This is a genomic window from Bacillus sp. PK5-006, assembly GCF_054161415.1.
The window spans coordinates 2413758-2426395 of record NZ_CP096414.1 but is presented as its reverse complement, the minus strand read 5'-3'; the positions used below and the strand labels follow the sequence as shown (position 1 = coordinate 2426395).

The 12638-nt window shown below is 41.7% G+C and carries 12 protein-coding genes, 1 riboswitch and 1 other annotated feature (1 of these 14 only partly in view); of the genes, 8 read left to right on the top strand and 4 right to left on the bottom strand.

The window, feature by feature from the left end; genetic code table 11:
* Positions 1-171: a binding site (T-box leader), on the top strand; it begins 48 nt to the left of the window's first position.
* Between the two features lie 55 nt (positions 172-226).
* From proB to M1D84_RS12530, 5 genes are all read left to right on the top strand, one after another.
* Positions 227-1324: a glutamate 5-kinase gene (proB, locus tag M1D84_RS12550; protein WP_024424639.1), complete on the top strand. Its 1098-nt coding sequence runs from the start codon at positions 227-229 to the stop codon at positions 1322-1324.
* Positions 1325-1336: 12 nt separating this feature from the next.
* Positions 1337-2584 carry a glutamate-5-semialdehyde dehydrogenase gene (locus M1D84_RS12545; protein ID WP_151039379.1) on the top strand — a complete coding sequence of 416 codons (1248 nt, stop codon included), beginning with the start codon at positions 1337-1339 and terminating at the stop codon, positions 2582-2584.
* 124 nt (positions 2585-2708) lie between these two features.
* Positions 2709-3845, top strand: coding sequence for a Rap family tetratricopeptide repeat protein (locus M1D84_RS12540; protein ID WP_024426809.1), 1137 nt, complete (start codon positions 2709-2711; stop codon positions 3843-3845).
* Positions 3835-3969, top strand: coding sequence for a hypothetical protein (locus M1D84_RS12535; RefSeq protein WP_024424642.1), 135 nt, complete (start codon positions 3835-3837; stop codon positions 3967-3969). The genes M1D84_RS12540 and M1D84_RS12535 overlap by 11 nt, the downstream gene beginning before the upstream one ends.
* 170 nt (positions 3970-4139) lie before the next feature.
* A complete protein-coding gene (locus M1D84_RS12530) occupies positions 4140-4568 on the top strand; it encodes an organic hydroperoxide resistance protein (protein ID WP_024424643.1) in 429 nt (142 codons plus the stop codon).
* A 32-nt stretch (positions 4569-4600) separates the two neighbouring features.
* Here M1D84_RS12530 and M1D84_RS12525 read toward each other — a convergent pair whose 3' ends face one another.
* The gene (locus tag M1D84_RS12525; protein ID WP_024424644.1) at positions 4601-5047 is read right to left on the bottom strand and encodes a MarR family winged helix-turn-helix transcriptional regulator; all 447 of its coding nucleotides are present in this window, start codon (positions 5045-5047) and stop codon (positions 4601-4603) included.
* A gap of 161 nt (positions 5048-5208) precedes the next feature.
* Here M1D84_RS12525 and M1D84_RS12520 point away from each other — a divergent pair, with 161 nt between their 5' ends.
* Positions 5209-5625 (top strand): organic hydroperoxide resistance protein, encoded by a 417-nt coding sequence (locus M1D84_RS12520; RefSeq protein WP_122631237.1) that lies wholly within the window; start codon positions 5209-5211, stop codon positions 5623-5625.
* A 194-nt stretch (positions 5626-5819) separates the two neighbouring features.
* On the opposite strand, the gene M1D84_RS12515 is transcribed toward M1D84_RS12520, so the two are convergent.
* The 3 genes from M1D84_RS12515 to M1D84_RS12505 all read right to left on the bottom strand — a co-directional run bounded on the left by M1D84_RS12515 (position 5820) and on the right by M1D84_RS12505 (position 10132).
* A complete protein-coding gene (locus M1D84_RS12515; RefSeq protein ID WP_024424646.1) occupies positions 5820-6290 on the bottom strand; it encodes a nucleoside deaminase in 471 nt (156 codons plus the stop codon).
* A gap of 139 nt (positions 6291-6429) precedes the next feature.
* Complete coding sequence (gene metE, locus M1D84_RS12510; protein ID WP_024424647.1) at positions 6430-8718, bottom strand: 5-methyltetrahydropteroyltriglutamate--homocysteine S-methyltransferase; 2289 nt, start codon at positions 8716-8718, stop codon at positions 6430-6432.
* Between the two features lie 150 nt (positions 8719-8868).
* Positions 8869-9060: riboswitch (cobalamin riboswitch) on the bottom strand.
* Positions 9061-9172: 112 nt separating this feature from the next.
* Positions 9173-10132: a S8 family peptidase gene (locus tag M1D84_RS12505; protein WP_024424648.1), complete on the bottom strand. Its 960-nt coding sequence runs from the start codon at positions 10130-10132 to the stop codon at positions 9173-9175.
* Positions 10133-10575: 443 nt separating this feature from the next.
* On the opposite strand from M1D84_RS12505, the gene M1D84_RS12500 reads away from it, so the two are divergent.
* Together M1D84_RS12500 and M1D84_RS12495 are read left to right on the top strand one after the other, a co-directional pair.
* Complete coding sequence (locus M1D84_RS12500; RefSeq protein ID WP_024424649.1) at positions 10576-11262, top strand: response regulator transcription factor; 687 nt, start codon at positions 10576-10578, stop codon at positions 11260-11262.
* A 3-nt stretch (positions 11263-11265) separates the two neighbouring features.
* The gene (locus tag M1D84_RS12495; RefSeq protein ID WP_076840934.1) at positions 11266-12615 is read left to right on the top strand and encodes an ATP-binding protein; all 1350 of its coding nucleotides are present in this window, start codon (positions 11266-11268) and stop codon (positions 12613-12615) included.
* Positions 12616-12638: the final 23 nt, after the last annotated feature.

Genomic DNA, 12638 nt, shown 5'->3' with positions numbered 1-12638 from the left:
AGCAAATGATGTGCTGAAACATTTGCCGCAGACAGCTGCTGAACCTGCCCTTTGAGCCTTAGAGGAAAAATCTAAGCGCGTGCCTGGCGTTACAGGAGTTGAGTGGAATAAGCAGATCGCATGCTTATTCAATGAAGGTGGTACCACGGAAAATCCCTTTTCGTCCTTTACATAAGGAGAAATAGGGATTTTTTTGTGCCTAATGGTATAGCGGAGGGAATCAAGGATGAAAAAGCAAAGGATCGTCATAAAAATTGGCAGCAGTTCATTAACAGAGCAAAAAGGAGCCATTGATGAACAAAAGATGCAGGATCATGTAAGAGCCATAGCAAAGCTCAAAGAAGCAGGTCATGAAATCATTTTAATTTCATCAGGAGCCGTTGCAGCAGGATTTGGCAGTTTAGGCTATCCATCAAGACCTGTGACCTTAAAGGGGAAACAGGCAGCTGCCGCCGTTGGACAGGGTTTGTTAATGCAGAAATATACAGAGCTTTTTTCACAGTTTCATATGACACCTGCTCAAATGCTTTTAACACGTAATGACTTTTCAGATCGAACAAGATATCGAAATGCGTACGCAACGATGATGGAGCTGCTTGAAAGAAAAATCTTGCCGATCATAAACGAAAATGATTCAGTCTCCATCGAGGAGCTTACCTTTGGGGATAATGACATGCTGTCAGCTCTTGTCAGTGGATTAATCCATGCAGACCAATTGATCATATTAACAGACATCAATGGCATTTATGATGCAAATCCAAATGAGCATCCTGAGGCGAAGCGATTTGATGTCCTGACCCACATTTCAGAAGAATTGTTTTCATATGCAAAGAGCACCGGTTCAAAGGTTGGAACAGGCGGAATGAAATCGAAGCTCTCAGCTGCACAAACGGCACTTTCACTTGGCGTGAAAGTCTTCATTGGCACAGGCACTGGGGAAGACAAGCTGCTTCGCATACTTGCGGGTCAAGGCGACGGAACGTATATCGGTGAACAGGATTTATCAGCTGTGAACAACCGCCGTCAATGGATTCAATTCCACTCACCGGTCTCTGGGAAGATCATGATTGATGCAGGAGCGGAAGCGGCGATTTTGCATAATGGCAGAAGCCTTCTTCCGGCAGGAGTTATTGATGTCGCTGGTGACTTTTCTAAAGGAGAAGTCGTAGAAGTCGTCGGTCCAAACGGATTAGTTGGTAAGGGACAAACCTTGTACGCCTCCGATGAGCTTCTCGGCATTAAAGGAATGCGAAGTGACGAGCTTGCAAAAGAGAAGCCTGAGGTCATACACCGAGATCACTGGGTACAGCATGTACAAAACTGAGGAGGGAATACGATGAATGAAGTTCTTGAAAAAGCAAAAAAAGCAAGTGCAGCCAAAGATCAGCTGCTTCTAAAAACGACGGAACAAAAAAATGCTGCCCTGCACGCCATTGCCAGTGCACTAAAAGCATCTTCAGCTTATTTAATAGAAGAGAACCAAAAAGATGTTCAGGCTGCTGAGGAAAAGCAGTTCACGCCATCTGTCATTGACCGGATTACACTCACGGAAGAGAGAATTGAAGCCATTGCAGATGCGACCCTTCAACTCATTCAGCTAAAAGATCCAATTGGTGAAACGTTAGAAACCATTCAGAAAGAAAACGGTCTGTTCATCGAAAAGGTTCGTGTACCGCTTGGAACGGTTGGAATGATTTATGAAGCAAGACCAAACGTGACAGTCGATGCTGCGACCCTTTGCTTGAAAACTGGGAATGCTGTGATTCTGCGCGGAAGCTCCTCTGCTATTCATAGTAATAAAGCAATTGTAAAGGTGATTCATGAAGCGCTTCATACGACGGATATTCCAGTAGACAGTGTGCAATTGATTGAAGACACAGGCCGTGAAACGGCGAAAACGCTGTTCACTTTAAATGAATACCTGGATGTCCTCATTCCGCGCGGCGGGAAGAATTTAATTGATCTTGTAGTGAGAGAGTCAACTGTGCCGGTGCTTGAGACAGGTGCAGGAAATTGTCATATCTACATTGATGAAACAGCGAAAAACGAAATGGCTGAGCGGATTGTGCTGAATGCCAAAACTCAAAGACCTTCTGTTTGTAATGCAATCGAGAGCATTGTCATTCAAAAAAAATGGGCAAACAACTACGGTGCTTCTTTATTTGAAGCCCTTCAATCCAATGGGGTAGAAATACGCGGTGATGAAGCCGTTTGTGCGCTTGCTCCTAGTGCTGCATTAGCGACAACTGAGGACTATGCAACGGAGTTTTTAGCACCGATCGTCAGTATTAAAATTGTAGAAAACATAGAACAAGCGATTCAGCATATTCAAACATATAGCTCTAAGCACTCTGAGGCGATCATTACGGAAAACGATGAGCATGCAGCCCTTTTCTTAACAGCTGTCGATGCTGCCGCTGTTTATCATAATGCCTCTACTCGTTTCACAGATGGCTTTGAATTTGGCTATGGAGCGGAAATAGGTATTAGTACGCAAAAACTTCATGCAAGAGGGCCAATGGGTCTGCCAGCCTTAACGTCTGAAAAATTTGTCATTCGTGGTCAAGGACAAATAAGAGAATAACGAATTTAAAAGAGAGTCTTGTGACAACAGGCTCTCTTTTTCCTTTCATTTTTGTATTTCTCCGGTCAAGTATGATAAAATATGGTAATGTTTTATATTTTGAGAAGATTGGAGAAGGCAACGTATGGCGAAAATCATTCCCTCTTCGGATATTGGAGTGAAAATCAACAAGTGGTATGAATTAATCCGCAGATTTGATTCCGAACAAGCAGAACAGTTAAAGCAGGAAATTCGCACCTCTCTTGATTCAATGGAAGAAGATCAGAATTTGCTTCTCTATTTTTCTTTAATGGAATTTAGGCATGAGGTCATGCTCGATTATTTAAAGCCATTAAAGGAAGGAAAGCTTCGCGCCAACTTTTCCGAGCTTTCGAAAGAAATAGATGAGCATCAAACGCATGTCACAGGCATGCTTGAATACTACTATCATTTTTTTAGAGGCATGTATGAATTCGGGCGGAGGGAGTATATTGCTGCCATATCGTCTTATCAAAAGGCAGAGCATAAGCTTTCTTTTGTATCAGATGATATTGAACGTGCGGAATTTCATTTTAAAATGTCAGAAATATATTATCACATGAAACAAACTCATATCTCGATGCACCATGCTAAACTAGCGCTGGATGTTTATGTTCAGCATGAACTGTATGCGCTTCGCACGATTCAGTGTGAATTTATTGTGGCCGGTAACTACGATGATATGAGAAGGCATGAAAAAGCATTACCACATCTCGAAAGAGCACTTGCGAGATCAAGAGAGTTTCAAAATGTGCGTTTTATTGCCTCCTCTTTGTTTAATATGGGCAACAGTTATTACCGAATGGGAGACTTGGGCCGCGCACTCGAATTAATGAAAGAATCCATCTCGTTATTTGATCAAAATCAATCCGATCATCTTCGTCGATCTATAGACCCTCTTTATACAGCCGCTCAGATATTATACAAACAAGGAAAACACGAAGAAGCATTACACTACAGAGAAGAATGTATGAAGAGAGCAGAAGCTCTTCAAGATGACATTCATATTCAGAAAACCATATTTCTAGAAGCATTGTATTTAAGACAAGATGCTGAGCATATTAAACGGATTTTCCATTTTTTAGAGTCTGCCTATGCATATCCAGATATAGAGGAGCTGGCATTAGATACCGCAAAGTATTATAATGAAATGGGGGATTATGAAAAATCTTCCATGTTCTATGGGGAAGCGGAACATGCTCGAATCTATATTCAGAGAGGGGATTGTTTATATGAATTTTAAAAAATGGGCAGTCGTCTGTACAAGTATCACCATTATGGCATTGTGGCTGGCAGCAGCAAATGCCGACCCAGATAACAGAAACCATACGCTAGAACAACCGAATCCGCAGCATGACACGATCTAAAAGCCCTTTTTAAAGGGCTTTTTTTACTGCCTAACAATTTCCGGACATACTCATAAAAAGGGTTCAGGCAGGAAAACTTAAAAAAGAGTATTTATTGATTGACTCTGTAATTTAAATTGTGTACAATTCAATTGTAGAAAACATTATTGGAGAGAAAGAGGGTTATATTCATGTCAGACGTTTTATTTACAGCAACGGTATCAGCTGTCGGAGGAAGAGAAGGAAAGGTTGTTTCAACAGATGGTGTACTTGAACATGATGTAGCAATGCCTGGAACACCAAGAGCAAAAAAACTTGAAAAAGCAACAAATCCAGAGCAATTATTCGCAGCAGGCTACTCTGCATGTTTTGATTCAGCCCTTCAAATGGTAGCAAGACAAGAGCGTATTCGCTTTGAAAGTGAAGTTACAGCACATGTCAGCTTATTAAAAGACAGTTCAGATGGCGGCTTCAAACTAGGCGTTCAATTAGAGGTAAAAGGAACTGGCATTGAGCAGTCAGCATTAGAAGAACTTGTTCATAAAGCACACGGCGTTTGCCCATATTCAAAAGCAACTCAAGGAAACATCGAAGTAGAACTAGTAGCTGTCGCACAATAATAGACATTATAAAAGGCTGAGGGAACATTCCCTCAGCCTTTTGATTGTGTTAAATTTTGCAAAAGCTCATGTAAAGAGGCACGCAGTGTTTTTAGCTCTTCTTCCGATCTGCCTGTCCCAGTCAGCATGTGAGACGGAATCGCAGTGGCCTTTTCTTTTAGCTGCTCTCCATATTCCGTTAAACGAATTTGTACAGACCGCTCATCCTCTTTCGAACGTTCTCGGATAATGAGTCCATTTTGCTCCATTCGTTTCAGCATGGGCGTGAGTGTACCGGAGTCTAAATAGAGAAGCTCTCCCATCGTTTTCACATTTAATGTTCCATGCTCCCACAATAAAAGCAGTGCCAAATATTGCGGGTACGTAATATTTAATTCTTCTAACAACGGTTTATACTGCTTCGTCATCTCTCGTGAACTTGCATATAACAAGAAACAAAGCTGATTTTCCAGCTTCATATGTTCAAATTCATTTGTCATGTCAGTCACCAACTATTTTTTGTCATACTTATCATTGTATAAGATTTTCTTCCTTTTTAAAATAAATACAGACGAAAAATGAAAAATTCTTCAATGTGCGATAAATGTTTGAGAAATGAATAGAACGTGAAAAGGATCAATAGATGAAGGAGGAGATGAAGATGAAACCATTATTCACAGCAAAAGTAAAGGCGCAGCATGGAAGAGCTGGACATGTTCGTTCAGAGGATGGTGTGCTCGACCATAACATTGTCATGCCTAACGCAAAGAAAGATGGAGAGACTGGTACAAACCCAGAGCAATTATTTGCAGCAGGCTATGCAGCTTGTTTCGGAGGAGCACTTGAGCACGTAGCGAAGAAGCAAGGGACAGAAATAGAATCGGAAGTAGAAGGACATGTCAGTCTTTTAAAAGATGAAAGCGACGGCGGCTTTAAGCTTGGCGTAAAGCTGATTGTGTCTGCGAAAGGTCATGATCATGACAAAGTGAAAGAGCTTGTCCATGCTGCCCATGAATTCTGTCCATATTCAAAAGCAACAAGAGGGAACATTGAAGTAGAGCTTGAAGTGACGGAGTAATAGTAGAAGACACCTGCTTACGAGCGGTGTCTCAGCGTGTAGACAAACCCTCGCATTCTTTGTCAGGTCTGGGCTCCGGTGCTAGACTGCAAAGGTTTTCTATCACGCTGAAAAGAAGACAAAGGGCTAAAATAAAGATCATTTTAGCCCTTTGTCAACAATCCGCAACACCTGCTTACCGCAGGTGTCTTTTTTTAATATTCTTTCTTTTTATCGTATGCTTCCCATGCTTCAAATGGCGCAAGGGTTTTTTGAGGTGTCAGTTTGTAAAATGGTATATTTCTTGATTCGTATTCTTTGTTGATTTCTTCATAAATAAATGAGTCATCAAAACCAGAATCCGCTGCATCCTGATGTCCAGCAGCAAAATACACAGCTTTTGGTCTAGCCCAGTAAATAGCGCCAAGGCACATCGGACAAGGCTCGCAGCTTGTGTATAGAATGCAATCTTCCAATTGGTATGTATGTAGAGTTTGGCACGCTTTGCGAATGGCTGTGACTTCTGCATGTGCGGTTGGATCGTTACTTGTTGTCACGTTGTTGCTGCCCTCTGCAATAATCTGACCATCCTTGACAATGACTGCTCCAAAAGGGCCGCCAGTACCACTATTGACTCCTTCTACTGCAAGATCAATTGCGCGTTGTAAAAAATCTTCGTGATTCATTGTCTTCCTCCCTTTGTTCGACTGACTTCTCTAGTATAAACGAATCATGCTAGAAAAGAAATCATCATAGTAGGAGATCGAACAGGCCAATTTGCGCATAAAAAACCCCTGCCGAGTTCAGCAGGGGAGAGACATTCAATTAAGCGTGCTGCGCCAGCTTTTTACGAGCGACTTCAGCAGCTGTGACCATGTTTTTCAAAGCAGCAATGGTTTCAGGCTCTTGTCTAGTTTTTAGACCACAATCCGGATTCACCCAGAAGCGATCTGTTGGACAAACGTTCAGCGCATCATCAATAATTTCGCTCATTTCTTCAACAGATGGAACACGCGGGCTATGGATGTCATAAACGCCTAGTCCAAGGCCTTTCAAATACGGGTGTTTTTCTAAGTAATCGAGGAATCCGCCATGACTGCGTGAATGTTCAATTGTAATCACGTCAGCATCCAAGTCTTCGATTGTATCGACAATATCCTCGAAGTTACTGTAGCACATATGTGTATGAATTTGTGTTTCATTTTGAACGGATGATGTGGATAAACGGAATGACTCTGCTGCCCAGTTTAAATATTCTGCCCAATCACTTTCTTTGAGCGGAAGTCCTTCTCTTAGCGCAGGCTCATCCACTTGGATCACTTGAATACCAGCTGCTTCTAAAGCTTCTACCTCTTTACGCAAAGCGAAAGCGATTTGGAAAGCAATGTCTTTGCGAGAGATATCCGTTCTTGGGAAAGACCAGTTTAAGATGGTAACAGGTCCTGTCAGCATGCCCTTGACTTTTTTCTCTGTCAAACTTTGTGCGTAAACCGTCTCTTTCACTGTCATTGGCTCTGTAAACTCTACATCTCCATAAATGATTGGCGGCTTCACGCAGCGTGATCCATAGGATTGAACCCAAGCAAATTTTGTAAAGGCAAATCCGGCTAGCTTCTCACCGAAGTATTCAACCATGTCTGTACGTTCAAATTCCCCATGTACGAGCACATCCAGACCAATTTCTTCTTGAATATCAATCCATCGTTTTGTTTCTTTTTTAATAAACTCATCATACTCTGCATCTGTCCACTCATTTTTGCGCCACTTTTGACGAGCACTGCGCACTTCGGCAGACTGCGGGAAACTGCCAATTGTTGTTGTTGGAAGAAGCGGGAGCTCAAGAGATTCGTTTTGGATACGAAGGCGTTCTTCAAAGGCAGCTGGACGTTTAAAATCTTTCGATGAAAGATTGTTGCGTTCCGCTGTTAGATCCGCATTTGTTCCTTTTGCGAACTCTTTTAAGGTAAGAAGTGCTTGTGCTGCTTCGTTAATATCAGCATCAATGGCAGCTGCTCCTTTTGTTAAACCTTCTTTTAGCAGTGTTAATTCAGCCAGCTTTTCAGTAGCATAAGACAGTCCGTTTAATAGTTTTTCTTCAAGCTGTTCGCTTGGGTGTTTGGCAACTGGCACATGCAGCAAGCTGCTTGATGGCTGCAGCCACACTTCTTTCGGCTGAACGTCAGCAATGACTTCAGAAATAAAGGATAATCTTTCGCCAAGGTCTGATCTCCAAATATTTCTTCCATCAATGACGCCTGCTGCTAAAATTTTATCTTTCGGGAAGCCGTGCTTTTTCACTTGATCAAGGTTGCGCCCTTGATCATGGACAAAATCAAGACCGATTGCTTCAACAGGATATGTGACAAGCTCTTCATACGCATCTACTGAATCAAAGTATGTTTGAAGAAGAATGTTCAACCCAGGTACGGCTTCTTTGATCGTTTGATAGATTTCTTTTACTGCTTTTACGTCTTCACTGGAAGCTGTGACAAGTGCAGGTTCATCAATTTGAACCCATTTGACGCCTGCTTCTTTAAGTTCTTTTAAAAGCTGAGTATAAAGCGGCACTAGACGCTGCTGGATTTCTTTTACTTCATTTGCTTCATAACCTTTAGAAAGTGAGACAAATGTATATAGACCAAGTACAACCGGTTTTGTTTCAACACCAAACGCCTTTTTCACCTTTTCGTAAGCTTCAAGCGGTTTGTTGTGTGTGAGTTTAAATTCTGTGCTTTTTTCGTATTCTGGAACGATGTAGTGATAGTTTGTATTAAACCATTTTGTCATTTCACTTGAGACGGCATCTTTTGTTCCTCTTGCCATCGCGAAGTATGTATCTAGCGGGTCTTTTAAGCTGCGGAAGCGCTCTGGAATCCAATTGAACATAACAGCGGTATCCAGCACGTGATCATAGAAGGTAAAGTCTCCAGAAGGAACAACATCAATTTGTTGATCGATTTGTGTTTTAATGGCAGTTAAAAATTGTTCATCCAGTGTGCTTAAGAGGGTTTCGCGGTCTGTTTGACCTTTCCAGTAAGACTCAAGTGCTTTTTTCCATTCTCTGTTTAAACCAATTCGCGGAAAGCCTAGATTACTTGTTTTAACAATTGTCAATTCCAATTCCTCCTCTAAATATAAAAAGACATTTACGCTCATGATCATGATTGATGAGGTAAATGTCTGGTTTAAAAGACAAAATGTGTGTGCGAAATAAGGCGTGAGTATCACTGACGCTTTTCCGACATCTCCTATCAACCGTAGGGGGTTTGATGTGATAGAGCGGCTGGTATCCTGGCTGGTGAATCTGCAAGCTTTTCATCCTTCCCATCCTCATGACAGTGGATTCCTGAGAAAAGCTCTCCTCACTCACAGTGGCGGGACCGCGCCGGATTTTCACCGGTCTTCCCAATTAAAATTCGACGTGTAATCGAATTACCGACTCTCAAACTATGAATTTATTGTGTTCGATTATATAACGTTCACTTCATTTCGTCAAAGTAAATTTTGAATAATTTTAATTAAAAAAATCCTGAGAAAATTCTATCTTTTCTCAGGACCTCTATTTAAGCTATAGAGATAAAAGATCTGCTTCCAATGTTTTTTCTAAAAGGACATCAGGCGCAGTTAAATATAAAAATCCATTCCCTACAAGGGCTTTCGACTGCTTTAATGGAAGGGTTCTTCTGACAAGCTGAGCATAAACCTCAGGCTCTGTCAGCTTGCGCTGGAACGCTTCTTCTTCAGCATTTTTAATAATGGCTAGTGCACCGCTTACGTGAGGGGCAGCCATTGAAGTTCCTGTGAGCCTGCCATATTTATGGTTAGGGAGAGTGGATAAAATGTCTTCTCCTGGAGCGACGAGGTCGATTTCTTTATTGGCGTTAGAAAATTCAGAGGATTCTCTAGCAAGGGAAACAGAACCGACGGCAATGACTTCATTGTATGCTGCTGGGTAGGAGAACTCTTCCGTACGCTCGTCCCCGTCCCCTTCATTTCCTGCTGCGCACACAACAAGCACACCGCTTTTTACCGCATTTTGAATGGCTTCCTGCAGGGCAGGCTCATTGCTTGGACCACCGAGAGACATGGAGATAATATCCACCTTCTGCTCTGCGGCATAGTTGATGCCATCAATGATCCACTCATATTTTCCGCTGCCATTTTCACCGCCAAGAACTTTCACGATGAGAAGCTTGGCTTCAGGGGCAACCCCTAAAATTCCGCCATTTTGATCTGTTGCGGCAATCGTTCCTGCTACATGGGTACCATGCCCATTGTAGTCTTTTACATTTTCAGCATCTCCATCGTCATCATCGGTAAAGTTCTTCCCACCGATAATCTGATCTTTTAAGTCGGGATGCTCTGTGTCACAGCCTGTATCAAGGACAGCAATGGTTATGCCTTTTCCTTTGAAGCCACTTGACCAAAGTTCGGGTGCTTTAATCTCCTGAATACTTTCCGGCGTCTCTTTCGCTTCCATCACATTGGCTTTTACTTCATACGGAATTAAGCGAATTTCACCTTTCATAAGAAAGCCCTCCTTATTTTGTTTTCAAAGTAGATTCAGGCTGCATAATGTTATTGTATAAAAGAAACTTTTGATCGGAAAGGGTCAATTGTAATAATTTTTCAAATAATCAATCTATTATCAAAAGTGCAGTTCTCCTCACATATTGACGAAAGAGCTCACCTTTTGAAGAAAACTCTTGATATCATATGAAAAAGAAGGAAAAGCTGCATAGTGAGGTTGCACCTGTACAGATGAAAATGGGTGAATAGAACTAAAAGAGGCAGACTAAAAAATAATGAGATGAAGTAACAAATTGAGAAGAAGGCTCAAGTTAAATGTTTTTTCTCAAAAATAATTCCCTCCATAAAAAAATAGATGTGAAGATTGTGACTGTTCCAAATAAGAAAGGCAACATATAATAATGGAAAGACAAGCTTGCCTTTTAGATAGGAGAGATAGAGATGAACAAAGGGAAGATACTCGTAGTCGAAGATGAAAAGAAAATCGCAAGGGTGCTGTCACTTGAGCTTGAATATGAAGGATATGAGGTGACGGTCAAAGAGACAGGAATAGACGGGCTTCAGGCTCTTGAAGAAGATAGCTTCGATTTGGTGCTGCTTGACGTCATGCTTCCAGAGTTAAGCGGTCTTGAAGTGCTGAGAAGGGTTCGGAAGACAAATACAGCGACACCTATTATTTTGATTACAGCAAGGGGAAGTGTTCCTGATAAAGTAAGCGGGCTCGATCTTGGGGCGAATGATTATATAACAAAACCTTTTGACATAGAAGAATTATTAGCACGAATTCGCGCACAGCTAAGGTTGAATATACATGCACAAGAAGAAAAGGAGACAGAGCTGAGCATAGCAGACTTAACGGTCAACGAGAAAACAAGAGAAATACAAAGGGCTGGGCAAATGCTTGAACTCACACCGAGAGAATATGACCTGCTTGTTCACTTACTGAACCATCAGCAGCAAGTGCTCACAAGAGATCAGCTTTTAACAGCGGTTTGGGGTTTTGATTATTTCGGTGATACAAACGTGGTAGATGTCTATATCCGTTATTTAAGGAAAAAAATCGATTACCCATTCGAAAAACAGCTGATTCACACAGTGAGAGGTGTGGGTTATGTGATGAAAGGATAAAGAATGAGATTAAAAAATAAGATTCAGCTTTATACGTCGTTGTCTTTGTTTTTAATGGTGCTCTTGTTTCATACAGCCATTTATTTTATTTTTTCGATGACCTTGACGCAAAAAGATATGTCCCGCTTGTCTGAGGTGGCTGAAAATATTGCGATTGCTTTAAAAAAATCAGAGGAAGAGGGTCTTCCGTCCTCGGAGCTGCTGAAGGCGTACCTGCCTCAAAATGGTATGATCCGTGTCGTGACAGAAACGGGAGAGTCAAAACTGACTGTCACAAAGGAATCAACGTTTAGCTCACTGCCTTTTACATACGAATCTGGCCAGACAGCAGAAATCAAAGAATACAATAAGCATATGATTGCGTTCGCTGCTATTCCGGTCATTTGGACAAATGGTGAGATTATGTCACTTCAAGTATATGAAGAAATCGAAAATACGGAAGAGAACTTAGCGTTATTAAAAATGATTTTAATCGCTACCGGCGTTTTGTTTATTGTGCTTTCCTATTTTGCAGGCCACGTTTTAACAAAGCAAATTGTCCGGCCGATTAGCAGAATGACGAATACCATGAAGGCAAGTATGAAAGAGAAGGCGTTTAAACGAATTGAATTAACAGGCGATTCAAAGGATGAACTATATCAAATGGGACAAACCTTTAATGAAATGTCCGAGATTCTCGAGAAGCATTATGAAAAAGAACAGCAATTTTTGCATGATGCCTCCCATGAATTGAAGACACCGATTACCGTCATTATGAGCTACAGCAATTTACTCAAACGCTGGGGGCAAACACGTCCAGAGGTTGTAGAAGAATCCTCCCAAGCGATTCATGATGAAGCGAAAAAAATGAAAAGACTGACAGATCAATTACTGACATTGGCGAAAAACGGCCAGCCGTTATACTTGGATATGAAGCCGGTTGATCTTGGTCATTTGTGCAAGCAGCTATGTCATACACTTGAAGTGGCCACCAATCGAACGATTCAATCTCATGTGCAGACAGATCAGCCGCTGATCGCAGAAGGAGACGAAGAGAAAATCAAACAGCTTTTGACTATCTTAATTGATAACGCGGTCAAATATAGCAGAGAGCCAGTTGATGTGACCTGCGGATGGGCAGGAGACAAGCCATTTATTTCAGTGATTGATCAAGGAATTGGCATAAAAGAAGAGGATCTGCCGAAAATCTTTGACCGCTTTTTCCGTGTGGATGAAGCGAGAAACAGTGAGACGGGCGGAACCGGACTCGGTCTTTCAATTGCGAAGCAAATTGCAGAAGAACATGAGGCCGAGCTGAAGGTAGACAGCCGTATCGGCGAAGGGACAGCCATGACCATTCTTTTTCAGAAATAAATGGGTCTTTTCTCATCAATTTC